This window comes from Caproiciproducens puteiluti, from assembly GCF_052442865.1.
GTDB lineage: Bacteria > Bacillota > Clostridia > Oscillospirales > Acutalibacteraceae > Caproiciproducens.
Genome location: NZ_CP194790.1, coordinates 2,987,880 through 3,009,147, shown reverse-complemented (window position 1 = coordinate 3,009,147; position 21,268 = coordinate 2,987,880). Strand labels below are relative to the sequence as shown.

The window sequence follows — 21,268 nt, the reverse complement described above, 5'->3', positions numbered from 1 at the left end:
GAGAGAATGGATGAGTATTTGGTAACATCGGAATCTGTTACGGAAGGGCATCCGGACAAAATATGCGATCAGATTTCAGATGGGATATTGGATGCGTATCTGGCGGAGGACCCGGAGTCCCGGGTAGCTTTGGAGACCATGATTTCACCCGGCACGGTTATGGTTGCGGGCGAGGTAACGTCCAAAGCAAAGGTGGACGTTACCGGCGTCGCAAGGGAAATCGTGAAAAAGATCGGCTACACGCGTCCCTGTACCGGCTTTGACTGCCAAAACGCCGTCATCCTGACAAACATCACTTCCCAGTCGCCGGATATCGCCCGGGGAGTGGACGCTTCACGGACGGCGGATTGCGGAAAGAAAGTTTTCGGCGCGGGGGATCAGGGGATGATGTTCGGCTACGCGTGTGACGAAACGGAGCACTACATGCCGATGACCATCGATCTGGCGCACCGGCTGGTCATGAAGCTTGCGCAGGTCCGAAAGGACGGAACCGTCCCCTGGCTGTACCCGGACGGAAAAAGCCAGGTGACCATGAAATACAGCGCAGAGGGGGAACCCCTCTGTCTTACCGGGATCGTCGTGTCCGCGCAGCACGAGGCGGACGTCGACCATGAAACCGTCTACAACACCATTTTACATAAAGTCATCCGGAGCGAGGTAGACCCCAAATGGATGAACAGCGAAACCAAAATCTACATTAATCAGACCGGCCGCTTTGTTATCGGCGGCCCGGCGGCGGACGTAGGGCTGACCGGCCGCAAAATCATGGTCGACACCTACGGCGGGGTCGGCAAACACGGCGGCGGCGCCTTTTCCGGAAAGGACCCGACAAAGGTGGACCGTTCGGCGGCCTATATGGCCCGCTACGCGGCGAAAAATATCGTCGCGGCAAAGCTGGCCAGAAGATGCGAAGTGGCGCTGGCCTACGCGATCGGCATGGCCGATCCCGTTGCTGTCACCATCAACACGTTCGGTACGGAGCGGATCAAAAAGAAATATATTGATTCCGCAGTCAGGGAGACCTTCTCTTTTTCCGTAGCCGATATTTTGGAGCAGCTGAAGCTTCGGAAACCCCAGTTTTTAAAGACCGCGGCGTACGGGCACTTTGGTCGTGAGGATCAGGATTTTCAATGGGAAAAGCTTGACAAAGTGCAGCTGCTGCAGGAAAAAGCAATTCAATCGGCCGTAAGACTGATTTGTAATTGAACCGAAGAGTCGATTTCTATTTTGTGAACAATCTTTCCAAAGGAGGCTTCCCCTATGACGAAATATGTTCCGCCCAACCGAATTAACCGAAGGTCGGCAGACCGGGGTTGAACAGAAACCGTCAGATCAAGCAGAAGGTGGCTGATACAGAGATGCAAACGGATGTCCTTGAAACAATTGCAAAACTGGTCGTTGAAAAGATTCAGAATCTGGAAAACTGCAAAATTCCGGTTGGCGTGTCAAACCGCCATGTGCATCTGAACCAAAACGATCTGGAAAAATTATTCGGCCCGGGTTACCAGCTGGCGCATATGAAAACGCTGAAGCAGCCCGGCCAGTTTGCGGCAAAGGAAACGGTCAATATCCGCGGACCGAAGGGTGAATTTCAGAATGTGCGTATTTTGGGACCGCTGAGAAACGCGAGCCAGGTCGAAATTTCCCTGGCCGACGGATTCCGTCTGGGGGTCAGGGCCCCAATCAGGGAATCTGGCAGGCTGGACCATACGCCGGGACTGGAGCTGATTGGGCCGAAAGGGAGCATTACGCTGCCCTGCGGCACCATTGTGGCGCTCAGGCACGTCCATATGACCCCCGGGCAGGCGGAGAAAATGGGCGTAAAGGATAAGGAGATCGTGGAGGTGGAGACCTGCGGGGAGCGCAGATGCGTTCTTGGGAATGTGCTTGTGCGGGTTTCCGAGAAATCCTCGCTGGAAATGCATGTGGATCTGGATGAGGCAAACGCGTGCGCGTTAAAGAACGACGACTTTGTCATTCTGCGGAAGATCAAAGCGCCGAACCCCCGTGCATAAGCGGATGGAGCAGGGCAGATGTCCTATATTGTGCTATTGATGAATAAGGGGTGGAAAATCGATGGATATAGATGCGAATTTAATTGAAAAAATGGTCAAACAGGTACTGAACGAAATTGACGCGGGCAAAGCGGAAAAAACCGCTGCTGCCGAAATCAAAAAGCAAGAAAAGGGCGGAGCTTACGGGATTTTCAATACCATGGAAGAGGCGATCGACGCCTGTGACATCGCCCAAAAGCAGTACTTGTTCTGTTCCATGGCCGAAAGGCAGAAATATGTCCAGACCCTGCGGGACGTGGTCCTGAAACAGGAGAATCTGGAACTGATTTCCCGGCTGGCCGTGGAAGAAACCGGAATGGGGAATTACCCCCACAAATTAATCAAAAACAGGCTTGCCGCGGAAAAATCACCCGGCATTGAGGATTTGGAAACAACGGCCCTGTCCGGAGACGACGGCCTTACCCTCGTGGAATATTGCCCGTTCGGTGTTATCGGCGCGATCACGCCCGCGACCAACCCGACGGAAACCATTATCTGCAACTCCATCGGGATGCTTGCGGCGGGAAATTCGATTGTGTTCAGCCCGCACCCGCGGGCAAAGGATGTTACCATCAGGCTGGTCACTATGATCAACAGGGCGCTGGAAGAAGCCGGCGCGCCGAAGAACCTGATCGTTACCGTCATGGAGCCGTCGATTGAAAATACCAACGTCATGATGAAGCATCCGAAAATCAGGATGCTGGTCGCCACAGGCGGCCCGGGAATCGTCAAGCTCGTCATGTCCACCGGGAAAAAGGCCATCGGGGCCGGCGCGGGAAATCCGCCCGTCGTGGTCGACGAAACCGCGGACATTAAAAAAGCGGCGATCGATATCGTCAACGGCTGCAGCTTTGACAACAACCTTCCCTGCATCGCGGAGAAAGAGGTCATTGCGGTCGACCGGATCACCGATGAGCTGATCCGCAGCATGAAGGAAAACGGCGCCTATCAGGTTACCGATCCCGTCGTGATTCAGAAGCTTGCCGATCTGGTCAGGAAGGAAGGCGGCGGGCCGAAAACGTCCTTTGTCGGCAAGAGCGCCGTTTATATCCTTGATAAAATCGGGATTCAGGCCGGGCCGGAGGTCAAGGTCATCATCATGGAAACGCCGAAGGACCATCCGTTCGTAATGGAGGAGCTGATGATGCCGATTCTGCCGATCGTCCGGACGAGAAACGTAGACGAGGCGATCGACCTTGCCCTGATCGCGGAAAGAGGCAACCGCCATACCGCCATGATGCACTCCAAAAATGTCGACAAGCTGACCAAGATGGCAAAGCTCTTGCAGACCACCATCTTTGTCAAGAACGCCCCGTCCTACGCGGGTATCGGCGTCGGCGGCGAGGGCCATACCACCTTTACCATCGCGGGGCCGACCGGCGAGGGCCTGACCAGCGCAAAATCCTTCTGCAGAAAGCGCAGATGCGTTTTGTCGGACGCGTTCCACATCAGAGATTTTTCCAAAGGATTATAAATCAGGCTGTCGATAAAGTCGCGCGGCCGCAAAACGGTAAAACAAGTTTACTTACTGCGCTGGCGGCACGATTTCTCGACGCCTGACAGTTTTTCGACACTCTCATCAATCACAACCCAACACGGAATTTAAAATATGCTGACGCGGGATTAGTCTCAGGCAAACAAATCACAGATAGAATCCGTTGGGGGCCGCGGCGTTCGGTTATGCTGCGGCCCCCAACCGCAAAGGAAACCTGTTCCGCTGCGTGATGTTGATTGTTTCAGGAGTCTGACCGGCAAGAGCGGTTTTAAATGAGAAGCATGAAAAAGCGGAAAGGCGGCCTGTATATGATGGATTTAGACAGAGTGGACAGCTATATGGCGCGGGTGGAGGAGTCCGAGACAAAAACCTTTCAGCCCGTAGGCGATAAACTGAAGGTCGGCGTCGACCTCGGCACCGCATACATCGTCCTCGTTGTCCTGGATGAGGACAACAATCCTGTCGCATGTGAAAAAAAGGCGGCGCGCGTCCTGAGGGACGGCGTGGTCGTGGATTATCTCGGAGCGCAGCGCATTGTCAAGGAGCTGAAAGCGAAGCTCGAGGAGCGCCTGGGCAGGGAACTGACCCACTGCGCGATCGCCATGCCCGCGGGGACCCAGTCCAGCACCAAAACCCACATTTATGTGGCGGAGGGCGCGGGGCTGGAGGTGGTCAACGTGCTGGATGAGCCGACGGCGGCAAATTCCGTTTTTCAGATCAGCGACGGCGTTGTCGTGGATATCGGCGGCGGGACGACCGGGCTTGCCATTTTTAAGGACGGCAAGGTGGCTGAAATCGAGGACGAACCGACGGGGGGAACCCATCTGACGCTGGTTCTGGCGGGAAATATGCATATTTCCTTTGAAGAGGCCGAGCAAATCAAGCTGGATTACGCCCGTCACCGTGAAATTTTCCCGGTGATCAAGGCTGTCCTTGAAAAAATGGCGGCGATTGTCAGGAAATACATTAAAAAAGACGATACACAGGCAATCTATCTCTGCGGAGGAACCTGCTGCATGACGGATATTGAAAAGGTGTTTGAGAAGGAAACGGGAATTCAGACGATCAAACCCCATTATCCGTTCCTGATCACTCCGGCGGGTATCGCGATGAATTGCGAAAGCAGGTAGAAGATAGGAGGAGCTATGGAGATGCAGGGGGGAAACCATACGAAGCCCGGCCTTCTGATTTTGACGCAGAAGCACGACCACAGTACCGGATGCCATGGGATGCTGGAGAGCGGGCGGCTGACGGTCCGCTACCGGACGGAGTGCGCCCTAAAGGGCGAATACGGCTGTTCCGTGGACGAATTTTCGGCGGTCGTCCTTTTCAACCTGACGAACGATATGCTGGTCCGGATCGCCGGCGGAACGGAGGACACTCCGTACTCGAAAGCGGTGGTTCAGGCCATTTTGAAGGGGAAGACCGTCTTCGCGGTTGAGGAAGAAGTCGAGCTGTTCGATTACAAGAGGACGGCCCCGGCGGTTTACTACAACATGATGCTGGAGAAGGTCAATTTTCTGAAGGAATCCGGCGTGATTTTCTGCCCGCTGAGTCAGTTGGAGGACAGCGTGCTGTGCGAAACGACGGACGCGGCGCCCGCCGAGCCACCTGCCGTGCAGCCTTGTCCGCGGCGGAAACGGCCGGGCGGAACGGGACGGGAAATTGTGACGGCAAGGGATCTGGCCCTGCTGAACAACGACAGCATTCTTGTCATGCGGGTGGCGGCCGACAGCATCATTTCTTCCGAGGCCTGGGACTATGCCCGCGTAAACGGGATGCAGATCATCCGGGAATAACGAAAAACATGTCTGGAATGTTTTATTTAGGACGGTGATACCATGAATCTGACAGAAACGATTAAGGACGCCGGTGTCGTCGGCGCGGGCGGCGCGGGCTTTCCCACCCATGTGAAGCTTTCGGCGAAAGCGGACTGTTTTATCATCAACGCCGCCGAGTGCGAGCCGCTGATCGAGACGGACAAATATATCTCCCGTACTTATCCCGACCGGATCGTCGAGGCCGCGCAGGCCGTTTCCGCCCATCTGGGCGCAAAACGGACGGTAATTGCCTTGAAAAGAAAATATACGGCGGAGATTGCCGCGCTCAGGGGCGCGATTGAAAAATCGGGAGCGCCGATCGAGCTGTTTGAAATGCCCGCTTTTTATCCCGCCGGAGACGAGCAGGTGATGGTGCAGCTGGTCTGCGGAAAGTCCGTCCCGGAACGGGGGATTCCCCTCGATGTGGGAGCGGTCGTGGACAACGTGGGCACGATGCTCAATATTTACGACGCGCTGCGGGGCAGGCCGGTAACGGATAAATATCTGTCCGTTGTGGGGAAGGTCAGGGAACCGGTTCTTCTCTATGTGCCGGTGGGGACTCCTGTAACCGAATGTATTGATAAAGCGCAGCCGACCGTTTCCGATTACGACATTATTTTGGGCGGACCTATGATGGGGAAGGTGTTTACGGACCCTGTCCGGATCAAAGAACTGAGCGTTACCAAGACGACGGGAAATATCATCGTCCTGCCGAAGGATCATTATCTGATCCGCCGGGCGACCATGCCGCTCCACCGCATCCGGCTACAGGCAAAAAGCGCGTGCGTCCAGTGCAGAATGTGCACGAGCCTTTGCCCCCGGAACCTGATCGGTCACAATATGAAGCCGCATCTTGTCATGCGAAGCCTCTTCCGGGAGCCCTTTATCACCGATAACGAGGAATATAAGAAAGCCTTCGGAACAGCGATGAACTGCTCGGAATGCGGCGTATGCGAGATGTTTTCCTGCCCCATGGGGCTGTCTCCCCGGAAGGTGAATATTTATCTGAAGGGCCAGCTCAGGGAACGCGGAATCAAGGTGGATCAGAACAGGAATCCCGTTCCCAGCGAGGCCGCCCGGTACGGGCAGGTGCCTACCGGCAGGCTGGCGGCCCGGCTGAATATCATGGACTATTACCGGCTTCATGCAAAGGAATGCTGTGAGCTTGCCCCGGAAAGGGTGTTCATTCCTTTCCAGCAGCATATCGGCAAACCGGCTGCTCCGGTCAAACAGGTCAATGACCGCGTCGCAAAGGGCGAGCTGCTGGCCGCGGCGGCGCAGGGCGGATTGTCCGCGAACATCCACGCGAGCATTGACGGTGTGATAGAAAAAATCGACGGGACCGGCGCGGTTATCCGTCGGGGCAGGGAGGAGTGAGCAGCATGAGCAAAGCAATCGGTATGATTGAATTTTCCAGTATTGCCAGAGGAATTGAAACAAGCGATTATATGATCAAGGCCGCGAACGTGGACCTGCTGAAAGCGTCCACCGTCTGCCCCGGTAAATATATTGTGCTGATCGGCGGGACGACCGGGGATGTCAAGGTTTCCATGTCCGTGGGGGAGAAGTACGCCGGAGAGTATCTGGTGGATACCCTGCTGATCCCGAACATCCACTCCCAGCTGATTCCCGCAATCTGCCTGACGAACCAGGTGGAAAATCCCGGGGCGGTCGGCGTGCTGGAATTCTATTCCATCGCTTCGGCGGTAACGGCCGGGGATGTGGCGGCAAAAGCGGCGAACGTTACGCTGGTCGAAATCAAGATCGGCTATTCCATCGGCGGAAAAGGCGTGGTCGTCCTGACCGGAGACGTGGGGGCCGTGCGCACCGCCGTGGAGGCTGCGACAAAGCAGTGTGAGCTTCTGGTGCAGACAACGGTGATCCCGAAACCGTCTCCCAAGCTTTACGAGACGCTGCTCTAGTTTCCATCTTCCGTTCCCTTTCCATTCGCAGTATAAACAGATACATCCTTTTTTTAATCTTTCAGGCTTGAATCCATATTTTTGCCCCACGAAGGAAGTCCATACTGGAAAGATCGACCACGCCGGAAGGCCTGGCCGATCTGCAGTATGGGCTTCTTTTTTTGTGAAAATTGCAGAAATTTCACATTAATATTCTTGCAATTTAACAACAGGAAAAGCATTTCATGGTATAGTATAGAAAATAATGGCAATTTGTCGATTCCATTTAAAAAGATAAATTTCGGAATCAATTGATCCGTTTACAAAATTCAAAAATAATGGAAAAAATGACTGTCTCGACGGTGATGGAAAAGCATCCGGGAAAGTGCTTTTTCATTGCTGTACATCCATGAAATGACTGAAAAGGGGATTTCAAAATGATAAAAAAACATTCGCTGCACCTGAAAGGGAAATTGGTCCTGTTTATTGGAGGCCTGCTGCTTAGTTTGATCGTTGTGCTGTCCGGCATTTCCTATCTCTGCATGGACCGGGCGTTCAATCTTTCCATTGCCGCCACCAAACAGGCGTATGATAAGGAAATCAAGGTTGCGGTTGAAAACATCGTCAGCGCTCTGGACGCGAATTATAAAAGCTATCAGGACGGGAAAATTACAGAGCAGCAGGCGCTTGACAATGCGAAGGCAATTGTCCGGGATACCCGCTATAACAGCGGGGAAGGGTATTTTTGGGCGGACGAGGCCGACGGACTGTGCGCGGTGCATATGAATAAGGAATATGAGGGTACCATGCGCTATGACGCCAAGGACCTGGCGGGCAATTATTACATACGCAACGTGATTGCCGCCGGCAATCAGGAGGGCGGCGGATATACTGAGTTTTATTTTACCAAGCCCGGGGAGCAGGGAACTTTTCAGAAACGGGCCTTTACCCAAAAATTTGAACCCTACGGCTGGTATATCAGCACGGGAAATTATTATGATGATATCAACAAGGCGGTGGCCAGCCAAAACCAGCAGAAAATGTGGTCCCTTTTCATTCTGCTTCTGGTCAGCGCGGCCCTTGCCGTTTCCGGTATGCTGCTGATGTACCGGTGGGCGGGGAAAATCACCGGACCGATTCAGAATGTTACCAAACGGCTGCACGGCCTTTCTTTAGGCGACGTTCAATCCCCGCCTTCGCCGGTTGTTATGACGGAGGATGAAACGGGCGTACTGACCCAGGCGACAGAACAGCTGATCGTCATGATGCGCAGTATTGTTCAGGACATTACCGACCATTTGCTCAGAATCGCCCAGGGGGACGTCACCTCCGCCGTTGAGCAGGAATATATCGGGGATTTCATACCGATCAAAGAGTCCCTGCAGACCATCTATACCTCTTTGAACCGGACGCTGTTAACGATCAACGAATCCTCTCAGCAGGTGAAGTCCGGAGCGGATCAGGTATCCTACGCTTCACAGGCGCTGGCTTCGGGCGCGTCGGAACAGGCCGCCGCCATTGAGGAGCTGTCCCAGTCCATTGTCAATGTGTCCGAACAGGTAAATCACAACGCAGCCAGCGTCGGTCAGGCGACGGATTACGTCGTACAGACGGTTTCCAGTATTGAGGAAAGCAACCGTCACATGGGGCAGATGCTCTCCTCAATGAACGAGATGAAGGTGTCCTCGGACCAGATCGGCCAGATCATCAAGGCAATCGAGGATATTTCTTCCCAGACGAACATTCTGGCGCTCAACGCGGCAATTGAGGCGGCGCGCGCGGGGGAAGCCGGGAAAGGCTTTGCCGTTGTCGCCGATGAGGTCCGCGTTCTGGCCGCAAAATCCGCCGAGGCGGCAAAGCGGACATCCTTGCTGATCAACGCTTCCATCGAGGCGGTGGCGGACGCTTCCCGGACCGCGGAAAATACGGCGGCGGAGCTGAGCCGGGTGACCGAAACCTCCGAACAGGTCAAAATTTCCATTGAAGAAATTGATAAGGCTTCTCAGGAGCAGGCGGCGGCAATCGCTCAGATCACCCAGGGCATCGAACAGATTTCCGCGGTAGTACAGACAAACGCCGCGACCGCACAGGAAAGCTCCGCTTCCAGCGAGGAGCTTTCCGCTCAGGCAGCGATCCTTCACGATGAGGTCGGCCGGTTTCAGCTGGCGGCTGAGATATCCGATTCGTAAATGATATCAGTGGGAGCCGGTTCCCATGGAACCGGCTCCCACTCTGTGTAAATAGAAAAGATGGGCTCGCTACTGCTTTATTCAATATAACATAAAGTATTATTGTATCTGAATATACGAATAGTTTATTATTTCAGTTGATATCATAATGGTTTCTTTATCAGAACAAAATATCTGGAAGTGTTTTGTTGGTTTTAAACAAAACAGCAGAGTGTATTGTTTCGCTATTGACGAAATTGATTCCGCATTATAGAATTCAATTGACTTTTCCTGAATCTTATTCTAAAATATAGCCATCTGAAAATTTACTTTTAACATACAATATTTACGCTTTTGACGTTTTACAGAAAGGGATTTTTGCAATGACAGGCGAAACGGGTGTTTTTGTACAGTCTGTTGTCCGTGCGCTGGATATTCTGGAGTGCTTTGAAGGACAATTGGTTGAGCTTGGAATTTCCGAAATTTCTGATCAGATGAAATTAAGCAAGAGTACCGTTTACGGGCTTGTGAATACATTGGTCAGCAAAGGGTATCTGGAACAGAATGTACAGACAAAACGGTATCGTTTGGGCATAAAGCTTTTCGAACTGGGCAGTCTGGTATATAAGCGCATGGATTTGCGCAACGAAGCAAAGCCGTTTTGCGAAGAGCTGGTCAGCAAGCACAACGCTACGGTTCATCTGGCCGCCCATTATGGGGACGAAATCGTTTATATTGATAAAGTGGACGCCCCCGGTTCCATGATCGTTTATTCTCAGACGGGTAAACGGGCTCCGATGCACTGCACGGGTGTGGGAAAAGCGATCCTTGCGTTTTTAGGCGACGAGGCGCTCAGGCATCTGTTTGTGAAAGGGAATCTTGAGCAGTATACCGAGCATACTCTTACCTGTCTGGAGGATTTGAGCCAGGAAATGAATCATGTGCGCGCCTGCGGTTACGCGATCGACAACGAGGAAATCGAAACGGGCCTGCGCTGTGTTGCTGCTCCTATTTTCAATCATTTAAATCAGCCGGTTGCGGCGATCAGTGTGTCTGCCCCTACGGCAAGGCTGCCGATGGAAAATATCGCCTCCATTGCAAAGGATGTGCAGGGCTGCGCACTGCAGATTTCACAAAGGCTGGGATATAAATAGCCCGGCATGAAATTTTTCTGAGAAATATAATGAACGGCGTTCGTTAACAGCGAATGCTATTCTTAAATTCATAATTATGAACACTGTTCGTTAATGACGAACATGGAGGAAAGTATGGAAGATATCCGGGATACGATATTCAAAGGAATTGCCGACAAAGAATTTCGCGCTCTGCTGATTCCCGAGCGTGACGGATGCCTGTCCGGCACGGAGGAGGCACAGCGGCTGACCGGGGAGATCGGCGCGAAGCTCAGACTGTTTCTGTACGAGGGGGACAGCGTAAAGGCGGGAGAGCCGATCGGCGAAGTGATCGCTGCCCCGAAAATAATGGCAATGGCGGAAGAAAGGGTGATTGGAACGCTCTCTAAGTTTTCCGGTATCGCTACGGCCTCTCAGAAAGCCGTCCGGCTTGCGCAGGGGAAAATACGGATTGTGTCCGGCTCGTGGAAGAAGATGCCTCCTGCCATTAAGAACGGTGTGCGTCAGGCGATTGTCGCGGGCGGAGCTTCCTTTCGCATCAGCAGTACGCCGATGGTCTATCTCGATAAAAACTATATCCGTATGCTCGGCTCCATCCCCGCCGCGCTGGAAAGCGTGCGCGGCTGCGGGGATCTGGCGAAGGTGATTCAGATAAAGGGTAAAGAAAATTCTATTGAAGAGGAAACAAAGCAGGCGGTGGAAAACGGCTGCAGCATCCTGATGGTAGACACGGGCAATCTGGAGGATGTGGTCCGCTGTACCAAAAAGATTGAGCAAATGGGAATGAGCGGAAAGCTTCAGATCGCTTTTGCGGGCGGCGTCAAGCTGGAGGATATTCCGAAATTCATTGATTACGGAATAGATATGCTCTGCATTGGGAAAGAAATTGTTGACGCTCCGCTTCTGGATATCAAGATGGATGTTGAGCTGCAAAAAAATTGAGACGGAAAGAGGATTCTGAAGATGGGTCTGAACCTGCTGGAAAAGACGGAGCTCTGGGTCAACCACATCAAGCTCGATCATGTGAATTTGACCTTGCTCGCCCAGACCGTGGCGGATGTGCTTGGGCTGGAAAGCAGCAAGGTGCTGGTGGTCGACGTGCGCCCTGACCATATTACGCTGGACATTATGGAAAACGATATTCCTACTGAGAATATTGTAGGAAAGGAGCGCGCGCTGCTGGAAGCGCTTGCGAAGCTGGACGGCGTGCATCTGACCGAGGATTCCTGCATCCATTCCAACGGAATTCTGGGCCTGATCTGTCTGGAAGGGGAGAATCCCACCAGAATGAGCCGAAAGGTCGACAGGATGGTGGATGAAATGAGGGAGCGTATTGCCAAACGGGCAATTATCTTCCCGACCGGCTTCGAACTGAAGCAGAACCTGATTGAAGATACCAACACCCCCTATCTGAAAGGACTTCTGGAGTCCGAGGGCTACCAGGTGACCGTCGGGGATGTGATTGAAGACGATCTGGACGACATGGAATATAAGCTGTCCGATGCGGTCTCGCGCGCGTTCGGGCTGATTATCACCACCGGAGGGGTCGGCGCCGAGGACAAGGATAAATCGGTCGAGAGCATGCTCAGAATCGACCCGCAGGCGGCAACGCCCTATATTGTGAAATTTCAGCAGGGAACCGGGCGCCACGTCAAGGACGGGGTGCGTATTGCCGTCGGAACGGTCGGGCCGTCCATGCTGGTGTCCTTCCCCGGGCCGAACGACGAGGTCCGGCTGGCGGCGGGCGTATTGCTGGAATGCCTGAAAAACCATGACGGAAAAGAGGAAACCGCTCAGAAAATCGCCGCGGTGCTAGCGGAAAAGCTGATGAAAAAGCCTTTCCACCATGAACACCACGGATTCGATCATCATTCATAAAAAGGAGTAAGATTTATGGACCGCAAGAAAATTGCTCAGGACTTATTGGAAGCAGAGAAAGAATGCCGCCAGATTACGATGCCCACAGCGTCCAATCCCGATATGACCGTCGAAGATGCCTATGCCGTTCAGCTCGAAAATGTAGCAAAAAAGGTTGGAGCGGGCGAAAAAATTATCGGTATGAAAATCGGTCTTACCAGCAAGGGCATGCAGAATCTTCTGCATGTGAACGAGCCGGATTACGGCCATCTGACCGACAAAATGCTGGTGTTGGAGGGCGAAGCCTGTTCCATTGACGAGCTGATCCAGCCTAAGGTCGAGGGCGAGCTTGCTTTCTGTCTGAAAAAGACTTTACGCGGACCCGGCGTGACCGTTGCCGACGTATACAATGCCACGGAGTATGTGGTTCCTGCGATTGAAATTGTAGACAGCCGAATCAAGGACTGGAAGATTACCCTTCCGGATACCATTGCGGACAATGGTTCCAGCGCAAGATTCATCATCGGCGGCCGCATGACTCCCATTGCCGATGTGGATATGCGCCTGACCGGAATGACGCTCGAAAAGAACGGCGAGCTTGTGAACAGCGGCACCTGTGCCGAGGTCCTGGGCAACCCCGCGGCCTCCGTCGCCTGGCTGGCGAATAAACTCTCTGCTTTCGACATTGAACTGGAAGAAGGAAATATTGTAATGGCGGGTGCATTGACCGCCGCACAACCGGCTGCAAAAGGCGACAGCTTTACTGTGAGCTTTTACGGCATGGGCAGTGTGACAGCCAAATTCAAATAACATTCTTGAAAGGAAATCAAAATGGAGAAAATTAAGGTAGGCATCATTGGCCCCGGCAACATCGGGTCCGACCTGATGTATAAGGTTATGAAGAGCAAACATCTGCAGATGCATATGATGGCCGGCATCGTGGAGTCCGAGGGTATTAAAAGAGCCGCGGGGCTGGGCTTTAAAACATCGCTGAACGGCGTTGACGCGGTCGCCGCGGACCCGGATATCAAAATCGTATTTGACGCAACAAGCGCAAAAGCGCATTTACATAACGCGCCGATCCTGAAGGCCGCCGGAAAGATCGTCATGGATATGACCCCGGCCGCGGTGGGACCCTATGTGGTTCCCTGTGTCAACCTGGACCATCTTGCCCATGTCGATAACTTCAACATGGTGACCTGCGGCGGTCAGGCGACGATTCCGATCGCCTATGCCATCGATAAGGTTGCGGACTCCTCCTACACCGAGATCGTCGCGTGCCTTTCTTCCAAGAGCGCGGGCCCCGGAACCCGCGCAAACATTGACGAGTTCACACAGACGACGAGAAAAGCGCTCGAAATCGTCGGCGGCGCGGACAAAGCCAAGGCGATTATCGTTCTGAACCCCGCGGATCCGGCCCTGATGATGACGAACACCATTTACTCCATCGTGAAGAATCCCGATGAAAAAAAGATCATTGAATCCGTGTACGAATATGTGGAAAAGGTTCAGGCCTATGTGCCGGGCTATCAGCTTCGGGTTCCTCCGGTGATCGACGGGAACAAGGTTACCGTGATTGTACAGGTTGAGGGTGCCGGCGACTTTTTGCCGAAATACTCCGGCAATCTCGACATTATCAATCAGGCGGCAACCGCCGTTGCAGAAAAAGTTGCAGAAAATCTGCTGAGCAGGGAGGACTAACCGCTATGGAAAAAAGGAAAATTAAGATTGTAGATACCACACTGCGTGACGGAAGCCATGCAGTCAGCCACAGCTTTACGGTAGAACAGGCCACCGCAATCGCCGGAGGACTGGATAAGGTAGGCGTCAGCCTGATCGAACTGAGCCACGGCGACGGCATCGCGGGCTCTTCCATCAATTACGGGATGTCCAAGGTGCCGGAGATGGAGCTTCTCAGCGCCGCAAGCAAAGTGGTAAAAAACGCAAAGCTGACTGTTTTGCTGCTTCCCGGCATTGGAACCATTGAGGACCTTCAGGAAGCAAAGGACAACGGGGCACAGGCCGTGCGTGTCGCCACCCATGTAACTGAGGCGGATATCGCCATTCAGCATATCAAATACGCGAAAAGCATCGGTATGACGGCGGTGGGCTTTTTAATGATGTCCCACATGGCTTCTCCGGAAAAAATCGTCGAGCAGGCAAAGATTTTTGAGGAATGCGGAGCGGACTACATCAACCTTGCGGATTCCGCCGGACATATGGTGCCGGACGACGTCCGCGCAAGAATCAGCGCGCTGAAAAATTCCATTGGAATTCCGGTCGGCTTCCATTCCCACAACAACCTTGGCCTTTCCATCGCAAACTCCGTTGCGGCTGTCGAGGAAGGCGCTTCCTATATCGATGTCACCTGCCGCGGGCTGGGTGCGGGCGCCGGAAATACGCAGAGCGAGGTCCTCTGTGCGGTGCTTGACCGCCTTGGATACGATACCGGCGTTGACCTGTACGGCATTATGGACGTCGCCGAGGAGATTGTCGAGCCGATTATGCAGCGCCCCCAGGTCGTCAACACGGCTTCCCTGATGCTCGGATATGCGGGTGTTTACTCCAGCTTCCTGCTCCATACTTACAGGGCGGCAGAAAAATTTCATCTCAATCCCCGCGATATTCTTGTTGAACTGGGCCGCCGCGGAATGGTCGGCGGACAGGAGGACATGATTATAGACGTAGCGTTTGAACTTTCCCAGCAGAAAACCCGGTAAAAGGAGATGAGGGAGAAAAGTACTCTACTTCCAGAAGGAGGCAATTGATTGGATGAATCCAGACAGAAGCGTATTGAAAAGGTCCGCAGTCAAGAAAACAGCAACAGGAGAGGAGAGGTTTAACGGATGAAAAGAGTGACTCTTTTGGCCGAAGTGCAGCAGGACGTATGTCGTGGCTGCAAGGTGTGTGAAAAGGTGTGTCCTGTTTATGCCATTTCGGTAACCGATAGAAAAGCGAAAGTAAAAGAGGACGAGTGCCGCGGCTGTACCAACTGTGAATCCCGATGCCCGTTCCACGCGATCAAAATGGTGAAGAGGGAGAAACCGTTTACCATCGGGGTGGACGTTTCCCAATACGATTCCGGAAAAATCCGCGAATTGTGTGAAAAGGCGCATCTGAACCCGGAGCAGGTCATCTGCTACTGCGTAGGCGTTCGCGCCGAGGAGGTCGCCGCGGCGATTATGGCCGGAGCAAAAACCCCGGACCAAATTTCTTCCGTAACGGGAATCCGCACCGGATGCACGATCGAGTGCATTCAGCCGCTGCTCCGTCTGATTCAGGCGGCGGGAATCGAGCTGAAGCGTGACGAAAACGGCTGGCAGTGGTACGGTGTAACGCCTACCGCATGGACGCTTCCCGAAGATGTTGTACAAAAGTACAACAAGAGAGGGTTCTACTTCGAAGAGGATAAACAACTGCTGGACCGCGTTGTGCACACAAATCCGGAAGGGGAGGAAAAGAAATGAATTACACGGAATTGATGCATGAACCCATTAAGCCGATTTTACCGAAGCCTTCCCAGTACGGAATTGACCCTTCGCTGGTGAAAGCGCGTGTTTCCGAGATGCCGGGAATGGTATCCCTCTACCTGCGCGAACTCTTCCCGGACCTTCCTCCCGTGCTGCTGCCGGGCGGACCGGACGCCATCAAGAACGTCCGCAAAGCGGCGGAAGACGCCCTGATGAAAGTCGACATGAGCATGATTAAGCCGGAGCATTCCGTGAATGTGCTGGCTTCCCACCACGGCTTTACCCTGTTCGGCGGCGAACCGTACGCCGAGCTTTTAAAGGCAATCAGGGATGTTGTGGAAAAGAGGACCGGATGTAAAGATATCCGCCTGCGTGCCGGTGTCGGCATGCGCTTCCGCGAGACGGAGGAATACATCAAACGGTACGGCCTTGATACCTATTATCACGGCAAGGCGATCGGCGTTGCCCCGATTGACGAAGGCATTCCGATCGAGACCGAGATCGGCACCCTTTACGGAATCAAGAAGGTCTACGATGCCGACTGGATCATCCACGCGCATCATACCGACGTGCGTGAGGTGCATTTCCACAGGCAGGTAGACAAAGCGGTAAAGCCGTTCGGCATGTCCTATGCCCGCTGTGAGACCCGCAGCACCTATCACCAGAACCTCGGTCCCCGCGCGGCAAACTTCACGGCCCGTGCGATCTTTGAATCCAAATTCGTTCAGAGCAAATTCGCCTTTGCGGCTTTCCTGAACTGCGGTCCTCACGGCGTCATCGGCGCGGATTGCGATAACGATCTTTATGCGCTGAACGACCGGGCAACCTTTGTCGGCTGCCAGCTGTACGGCAAGATCATGACGCTGTTCGGAGAAGTTGACAAGTGCATCGCGGTCCTCGACTTCCCCTGCCCGGTACCGTACGTCTTTTCCGCGGGCGTGATCTACGCCAACTTTACCGGCGCGAACACGGATCTTTACGATATGGAAAGCCCGCTTCCGCCTTACACCTGGTACACTGAAGCGTTCTACCGCAGGAACGGCCAGCCGCTACTGGAGGAAACGCCGCCGATGAACCCGGCCATCAAAATGTGCGTGCACAACTACGCCTGGACCGGTTACCCGTCGGAATTCTTCTCCAAAAATATCCCCACGGTGGTTGTTGGCGAGGAACAGGGGAAACTGTTCGACACCGACTCCATGAATATCGGCTATATGGACTATGCGGTCACCGCAAGATCCACCGAGCAGGCGATGCAGTTCGCTTACAACGTTACCGGAACGGATAAGGTCATCATCTTCGACGGCGCAATGGGAGGCATGAACGTCAGCGAATCCCTTGCAAAGCTCCTGATTGACAAAGCACCGGAAGTCAGCGAAAGAGTTGACAACGTGCTGTTACCGAAGTGGCTCAAGCAAAGAGGCGTCGATATTTCCATTTTAAACAAAAGTAAATAATAATTGGATGAGGAGAAATGATTTATGGCGTCTGCAAGTAAAGGACTGTCATTTTTTGAAAAGGGTCCCGGCTTTGGTTCAGGATTATCCGATCTGGGCAAAAATCTGAATTCCAAGACAATTACCGCTGGTGTTGTCGCAGCAATTTTCGGATGTACCGGCCCTGCGCTGGTCACCATCAAGGCCAGTACGACGGCTGGCTACACCACGGAGCAAACCGTTTCCTGGCTTTTCGGCATTTATGTTTTAGGCGGCTTAATCAGCCTGATTATGGGCCTTTATTACAAAATTCCGATCGTCGGCGCATATTCCATTCCGGGCGCCTCCATGCTGGGCGCCGCGCTGACAGGCTTCACCTTCAATGAAGCCGCCGCATCCTTCATTATGGCCGGTATTATCGTCCTTTTGCTCGGCGTTACCGGCCTGATGGGCAAGGTTATGAAATGGCTCCCGCTTCCCATTGTGATGGGGATGATCGCGGGCTGTATGCTGCGGTTCGGCACGGCCATCGTGACCTCCACAGGGGAATCCCCGATTGTCTGCGGAGCGGCCCTGATCGGTTTCTTCTTTGTCCCGAAGCTGATTAAGAAATTCCCGCCGGTGCTCGCGGCTCTGATTTTCGGAATTGTTGCCCTATTGGCCACGGGCGGCATGGCGGCCAACGCGGTTGACCTGAAGTACATACCGCCGCAAATTGTCATTCCCAAGTTCAACATCGCAACAGTTCTGTCCGTTTCCGTTCCGCTCGCCGCGCTGGTAGTCGGCGCGGAAAACGCCCAGGCGGTCGGTGTTCTGATGGCGCAGGGGTATAAAGTGCCTGTCAACGGCATGACCATTATCAGCGGGATCGGCGGCATCCTTTCCGGTATGTTCGGCGCCCATAACGCGAATATCGCGGGTCCGATGACCGCAATCTGTTCGTCGGAGGAAGCCGGAGAAAATAAGGAAGGACGCTATGCGGCAGGTGTTGTAAACGGTGTTCTGTTTGCCGTGTTCGGTCTTTTCGCCAGCTTTGCCATGGCATTCGTCAAGGCGATTCCGGCCTCCCTTATTAACGTCCTCGCGGGCGTTGCAATGATCAACGTTCTGATCAATGCGTTTCAGGACGGCTTTGGGAGCAGAAAATTCAGAATGGGTGCGTTTGCCGCACTGGTCATCGGCGTCAGCGGCGTCAGCATTTTCCACATCGGTTCCGCTTTCTGGGCTTTAGTGGGCGGCGTTGTCGTTTCTTTGATTTGTGAAAAAGCAGATTTTGATACTCAGGAAGCAAAATAATCAACGATCCTAAGTTAATAATAGTAATATTGAGCAAGGAGGGGGGCCGGTCACGCCCCCTCCCTGCATTTAATAGGGAGGAGAAACGGAATGGAAGGAATTGTTGCAGGTAGAATTACCGCGCTGCAGCAGGAGCTGCGGAAAGCTGGTCTGGACGCGGCGGTTATCATGGACAGGGAAAACCTGATTTACTTTGCCAATGTAGACGATATTGAAGGAGGTTCCCTGGTTATTCCGGCAGAAGGTGAACCGAAGATGCTGTGCCTCTGGCTGGAGGCACGCCATGTGCGCGACCGGTCGGGCCTGGAAGTTGTCCCTTATTTCTTTCCCAGGGACAATGTCAGCCAGAAAACGGCGGACATGATTCTGGAAATGGGTATCCCCAGCCCCAAAGTCGGGTTCACGCGTTATTTCATCAGCCTGAAGGATTACCAATGTCTGCGGGATACCGTCCCCGGCATCTATTTCGGCGATATCGCGACAATTTGCTATAAAATCCGCTCTGTTAAAGAGGAGCAGGAGATCGAGTATATTAAAAAGGCCGCACGGTTTGTCTCCATCGGTATGCGGGCGGGAATCGAGGCTGTGCGTCCCGGCGTAAAGGAGACGGAAATCCTTGCGGAGGCGGAGTACGCCATGCGCAAGGCGGGCTCGGAAGGCAGCACGTTCCGTATGCAGGTGCTGCGTCACGACCGCCAGCAGCTCGTACACCCTTATGCGGGCGACTATGTGATCGACAATAATCAGCCCGTGGTTATTCATCTGGGGGCTTCCTACAAGGGTTATGCCGCCAAGATGTGCCGTACGGTCTTTTTGGGCGACGTCGCGCCGGAATCGGTGGAAATCTATAAAATCCTGATGGAGGCGCAGAAGGCCGCCCTGGAAGCAATCAAACCGGGCGCGGTATCCGGCGAAATTTACGACAAGGTGTTCAAGGTTGTCCACGACCACGGCTACGCCAGAATGTTTATGGACCATATCGGTTACGGCGTGGGAATTCGCCAGTCGGAATTTTACCCGATTCTGGGCAGGGGACTTGATCATGTGCTGGAAGAAAACATGGTGGTAGACGTTCTTCTGCCGACGCTGTACGATCCGAAATTCGGCGGTCCGCGTATAACGGACACGGTGCTGGTGGAAAAGGCGGGCGCCGTACCTCTGACAGATTTGAACGAAGGCGCATCGCTCTGTTACGGAGATATCATATGCAAATAGTAGTGATTGACGGACAGGGCGGGGGAATGGGCAGGAGCATTGTGGAACGGCTGAAAGACGCACTGCCCGAGGCGGAAGTCGTTGCGGTGGGTACCAACGCTCTCGCAACCTCCAATATGATGAAGGGCGGAGCAAACGCAGGGGCAACCGGGGAAAACGCGGTGGTATACAACTGTGCCCGCGCAGATGTCATCGTCGGCCCGCTCGGAATCATCCTTCCGAACGCCATGTACGGGGAGGTTACCCCGAAAATGGCAATGACGGTTTCGGGCTGCGCGGCAGACAGGGTGTTTTTGATCCCTGCTGTGAAAAGACATGTCCATATTATCGGGATACAGGAGAAGACCATTTCTCAGTATATCGATGAAGCCGTTGCGGAGATAAAAAGGCATTGCGGCGGCGAGCCGCCCGTCCGGTAAAGGCCGAAAAGAGGGTGCCGAATCATAGATTCGGCACCCTCTTTTCATGCGTATTTGGCATTCCGTTTACTTTCCGAGATAAGGCGGGTATAATAAAAAGAAAAGCGTGCGCCGCTCTATAGCAGCGCACGTACGGCAGAATGGCTTTAAAATTTCAGATTGCTCAAGAAGGGGGACAGCAGATGCTGATAGGAACGGCACAGATTACGCTTTACGCGCCGTGGGTGCATTCGCTGAAGGAAAAGCGCATGGTGGTAAACAGCCTTCTGGCAAAGGTGCAGAATCAGTTCCATATGTCCGCCGCCGAAATCGATTGTCAGGACGTCCATCAGACGATCGTCATCGGCATCGCCTGTGTGGCGGGGACCGCCGCGCTGGCGGACAGCGTGATCGATCATGCTGTGAATTTTATTGAAAGCAGCACCGAGGCGGAAATCACCGATGTGCTCAAAGAAATCAGGTGAACAAAATGCGTCTTTTTATAGCAATCAACTTTCAGAACGAAGTGAAGGACAGCCTGTGCGGCTGCATCGAAAGGCTGAAAGAAGACTCGGTACGGGGCAATTTCACCCGGCGTGAAAATCTGCACCTGACTCTGGCTTTCCTCGGCGAGACCCCGCGGGCCGATTCGGCAAAGCGGGCGATGGATGCGGCTGCCGGGGTGCCTTTTGAACTGAGGATCGGGGGCTTTGGGCATTTTCGCCGCGGCGGGGACATTTACTGGGTCGGCGTTGAGCACAACGCCGCGCTTACGGCCCTTCAGGCAAGCCTGTGCGGGGAACTGCGCAGGGAAGGGTTCTCCCTTGAAACGCGCGAATTCAAACCGCACCTGACCCTTGGACGGGAGGTTTCGCTTGTGCCGGGCTTTGACCGGGAAGCGTTTGCGCGGACAATTCCTCCCATGCATATGCGGGTGGAAAAGATCAGCCTGATGAAGTCGGAACGGCTGAACGGACGGCTCACCTATACGGAGATTTACGCAAAGCAGTTGGAAAATAAGTGAA

21 protein-coding genes are annotated in these 21,268 nt (G+C 53.6%); all 21 read left to right on the top strand.

Annotated elements, in window-relative coordinates; all coding sequences use genetic code 11:
• The first annotated feature begins 6 nt into the window (after positions 1-6).
• The gene (gene metK, locus ACRQU7_RS14570) at positions 7-1,206 is read left to right on the top strand and encodes a methionine adenosyltransferase (RefSeq protein ID WP_444641512.1); all 1,200 of its coding nucleotides are present in this window, start codon (positions 7-9) and stop codon (positions 1,204-1,206) included.
• Positions 1,207-1,358: 152 nt separating this feature from the next.
• Positions 1,359-2,015 (top strand): phosphate propanoyltransferase, encoded by a 657-nt coding sequence (locus tag ACRQU7_RS14565; RefSeq protein ID WP_444645605.1) that lies wholly within the window; start codon positions 1,359-1,361, stop codon positions 2,013-2,015.
• Positions 2,016-2,076: 61 nt separating this feature from the next.
• The gene (locus ACRQU7_RS14560; RefSeq protein WP_444641511.1) at positions 2,077-3,528 is read left to right on the top strand and encodes an aldehyde dehydrogenase family protein; all 1,452 of its coding nucleotides are present in this window, start codon (positions 2,077-2,079) and stop codon (positions 3,526-3,528) included.
• Positions 3,529-3,857: 329 nt separating this feature from the next.
• Positions 3,858-4,679, top strand: a complete 822-nt coding sequence (eutJ, locus tag ACRQU7_RS14555) for an ethanolamine utilization protein EutJ (RefSeq protein WP_141825974.1) — start codon at positions 3,858-3,860, stop codon at positions 4,677-4,679.
• 15 nt (positions 4,680-4,694) lie between these two features.
• Complete coding sequence (locus tag ACRQU7_RS14550; RefSeq protein WP_444641510.1) at positions 4,695-5,348, top strand: hypothetical protein; 654 nt, start codon at positions 4,695-4,697, stop codon at positions 5,346-5,348.
• A gap of 42 nt (positions 5,349-5,390) precedes the next feature.
• The gene (locus tag ACRQU7_RS14545; protein WP_444641509.1) at positions 5,391-6,746 is read left to right on the top strand and encodes a 4Fe-4S dicluster domain-containing protein; all 1,356 of its coding nucleotides are present in this window, start codon (positions 5,391-5,393) and stop codon (positions 6,744-6,746) included.
• 5 nt (positions 6,747-6,751) lie between these two features.
• Entirely contained in the window at positions 6,752-7,291 is a 540-nt protein-coding gene (locus tag ACRQU7_RS14540; RefSeq protein ID WP_038325410.1) for a BMC domain-containing protein, read from the top strand.
• A gap of 416 nt (positions 7,292-7,707) precedes the next feature.
• Positions 7,708-9,459, top strand: a complete 1,752-nt coding sequence (locus ACRQU7_RS14535; RefSeq protein WP_444641508.1) for a methyl-accepting chemotaxis protein — start codon at positions 7,708-7,710, stop codon at positions 9,457-9,459.
• 362 nt (positions 9,460-9,821) lie between these two features.
• Entirely contained in the window at positions 9,822-10,592 is a 771-nt protein-coding gene (locus ACRQU7_RS14530) for an IclR family transcriptional regulator (RefSeq protein WP_444641507.1), read from the top strand.
• A 114-nt stretch (positions 10,593-10,706) separates the two neighbouring features.
• Complete coding sequence (locus tag ACRQU7_RS14525) at positions 10,707-11,513, top strand: quinolinate phosphoribosyl transferase (RefSeq protein WP_444641506.1); 807 nt, start codon at positions 10,707-10,709, stop codon at positions 11,511-11,513.
• Between the two features lie 21 nt (positions 11,514-11,534).
• Entirely contained in the window at positions 11,535-12,449 is a 915-nt protein-coding gene (locus ACRQU7_RS14520; RefSeq protein ID WP_444641505.1) for a molybdopterin-binding protein, read from the top strand.
• A 15-nt stretch (positions 12,450-12,464) separates the two neighbouring features.
• Positions 12,465-13,238 (top strand): 2-keto-4-pentenoate hydratase, encoded by a 774-nt coding sequence (locus ACRQU7_RS14515; protein WP_444641504.1) that lies wholly within the window; start codon positions 12,465-12,467, stop codon positions 13,236-13,238.
• Between the two features lie 21 nt (positions 13,239-13,259).
• On the top strand, positions 13,260-14,129 hold the full coding sequence (locus ACRQU7_RS14510) for an acetaldehyde dehydrogenase (acetylating) (protein ID WP_444641503.1): 870 nt from the start codon (positions 13,260-13,262) through the stop codon (positions 14,127-14,129).
• A 5-nt stretch (positions 14,130-14,134) separates the two neighbouring features.
• Positions 14,135-15,148 carry a 4-hydroxy-2-oxovalerate aldolase gene (dmpG, locus tag ACRQU7_RS14505; protein WP_444641502.1) on the top strand — a complete coding sequence of 338 codons (1,014 nt, stop codon included), beginning with the start codon at positions 14,135-14,137 and terminating at the stop codon, positions 15,146-15,148.
• Positions 15,149-15,274: 126 nt separating this feature from the next.
• Positions 15,275-15,895, top strand: coding sequence for a 4Fe-4S binding protein (locus tag ACRQU7_RS14500; protein ID WP_444641501.1), 621 nt, complete (start codon positions 15,275-15,277; stop codon positions 15,893-15,895).
• On the top strand, positions 15,892-17,355 hold the full coding sequence (locus tag ACRQU7_RS14495; RefSeq protein ID WP_444641500.1) for a hypothetical protein: 1,464 nt from the start codon (positions 15,892-15,894) through the stop codon (positions 17,353-17,355). Before ACRQU7_RS14500 ends, ACRQU7_RS14495 begins: the two co-directional genes overlap by 4 nt.
• Before the next feature lie 24 nt (positions 17,356-17,379).
• Positions 17,380-18,630 (top strand): benzoate/H(+) symporter BenE family transporter, encoded by a 1,251-nt coding sequence (locus ACRQU7_RS14490; protein WP_038325400.1) that lies wholly within the window; start codon positions 17,380-17,382, stop codon positions 18,628-18,630.
• 90 nt (positions 18,631-18,720) lie between these two features.
• The gene (locus ACRQU7_RS14485; RefSeq protein WP_444641499.1) at positions 18,721-19,845 is read left to right on the top strand and encodes a M24 family metallopeptidase; all 1,125 of its coding nucleotides are present in this window, start codon (positions 18,721-18,723) and stop codon (positions 19,843-19,845) included.
• Entirely contained in the window at positions 19,836-20,264 is a 429-nt protein-coding gene (locus ACRQU7_RS14480; RefSeq protein WP_444641498.1) for a DUF3842 family protein, read from the top strand. The genes ACRQU7_RS14485 and ACRQU7_RS14480 overlap by 10 nt, the downstream gene beginning before the upstream one ends.
• Before the next feature lie 182 nt (positions 20,265-20,446).
• Positions 20,447-20,728 carry a DUF503 domain-containing protein gene (locus ACRQU7_RS14475; RefSeq protein WP_444641497.1) on the top strand — a complete coding sequence of 94 codons (282 nt, stop codon included), beginning with the start codon at positions 20,447-20,449 and terminating at the stop codon, positions 20,726-20,728.
• A 5-nt stretch (positions 20,729-20,733) separates the two neighbouring features.
• Positions 20,734-21,267, top strand: coding sequence for an RNA 2',3'-cyclic phosphodiesterase (gene thpR, locus ACRQU7_RS14470; protein ID WP_444641496.1), 534 nt, complete (start codon positions 20,734-20,736; stop codon positions 21,265-21,267).
• Position 21,268 lies beyond the last annotated feature (1 nt).

Bases quoted from the DNA above. Each gene is read 5' to 3' on its own strand.
- dmpG (WP_444641502.1), top strand. From the start codon at position 14,135: ATGGAAAAAAGGAAAATTAAGATTGTAGATACCACACTGCGTGACGGA.
- thpR (WP_444641496.1), top strand. From the start codon at position 20,734: ATGCGTCTTTTTATAGCAATCAACTTTCAGAACGAAGTGAAGGACAGC.
- ACRQU7_RS14495 (WP_444641500.1), top strand. From the start codon at position 15,892: ATGAATTACACGGAATTGATGCATGAACCCATTAAGCCGATTTTACCG.
- ACRQU7_RS14485 (WP_444641499.1), top strand. From the start codon at position 18,721: ATGGAAGGAATTGTTGCAGGTAGAATTACCGCGCTGCAGCAGGAGCTG.
- ACRQU7_RS14560 (WP_444641511.1), top strand. From the start codon at position 2,077: ATGGATATAGATGCGAATTTAATTGAAAAAATGGTCAAACAGGTACTG.
- ACRQU7_RS14515 (WP_444641504.1), top strand. From the start codon at position 12,465: ATGGACCGCAAGAAAATTGCTCAGGACTTATTGGAAGCAGAGAAAGAA.
- ACRQU7_RS14525 (WP_444641506.1), top strand. From the start codon at position 10,707: ATGGAAGATATCCGGGATACGATATTCAAAGGAATTGCCGACAAAGAA.
- ACRQU7_RS14535 (WP_444641508.1), top strand. From the start codon at position 7,708: ATGATAAAAAAACATTCGCTGCACCTGAAAGGGAAATTGGTCCTGTTT.
- ACRQU7_RS14565 (WP_444645605.1), top strand. From the start codon at position 1,359: ATGCAAACGGATGTCCTTGAAACAATTGCAAAACTGGTCGTTGAAAAG.
- ACRQU7_RS14475 (WP_444641497.1), top strand. From the start codon at position 20,447: ATGCTGATAGGAACGGCACAGATTACGCTTTACGCGCCGTGGGTGCAT.
- ACRQU7_RS14550 (WP_444641510.1), top strand. From the start codon at position 4,695: ATGGAGATGCAGGGGGGAAACCATACGAAGCCCGGCCTTCTGATTTTG.
- ACRQU7_RS14530 (WP_444641507.1), top strand. From the start codon at position 9,822: ATGACAGGCGAAACGGGTGTTTTTGTACAGTCTGTTGTCCGTGCGCTG.
- ACRQU7_RS14490 (WP_038325400.1), top strand. From the start codon at position 17,380: ATGGCGTCTGCAAGTAAAGGACTGTCATTTTTTGAAAAGGGTCCCGGC.
- eutJ (WP_141825974.1), top strand. From the start codon at position 3,858: ATGATGGATTTAGACAGAGTGGACAGCTATATGGCGCGGGTGGAGGAG.
- ACRQU7_RS14480 (WP_444641498.1), top strand. From the start codon at position 19,836: ATGCAAATAGTAGTGATTGACGGACAGGGCGGGGGAATGGGCAGGAGC.
- ACRQU7_RS14510 (WP_444641503.1), top strand. From the start codon at position 13,260: ATGGAGAAAATTAAGGTAGGCATCATTGGCCCCGGCAACATCGGGTCC.
- ACRQU7_RS14520 (WP_444641505.1), top strand. From the start codon at position 11,535: ATGGGTCTGAACCTGCTGGAAAAGACGGAGCTCTGGGTCAACCACATC.
- ACRQU7_RS14545 (WP_444641509.1), top strand. From the start codon at position 5,391: ATGAATCTGACAGAAACGATTAAGGACGCCGGTGTCGTCGGCGCGGGC.
- metK (WP_444641512.1), top strand. From the start codon at position 7: ATGGATGAGTATTTGGTAACATCGGAATCTGTTACGGAAGGGCATCCG.
- ACRQU7_RS14500 (WP_444641501.1), top strand. From the start codon at position 15,275: ATGAAAAGAGTGACTCTTTTGGCCGAAGTGCAGCAGGACGTATGTCGT.
- ACRQU7_RS14540 (WP_038325410.1), top strand. From the start codon at position 6,752: ATGAGCAAAGCAATCGGTATGATTGAATTTTCCAGTATTGCCAGAGGA.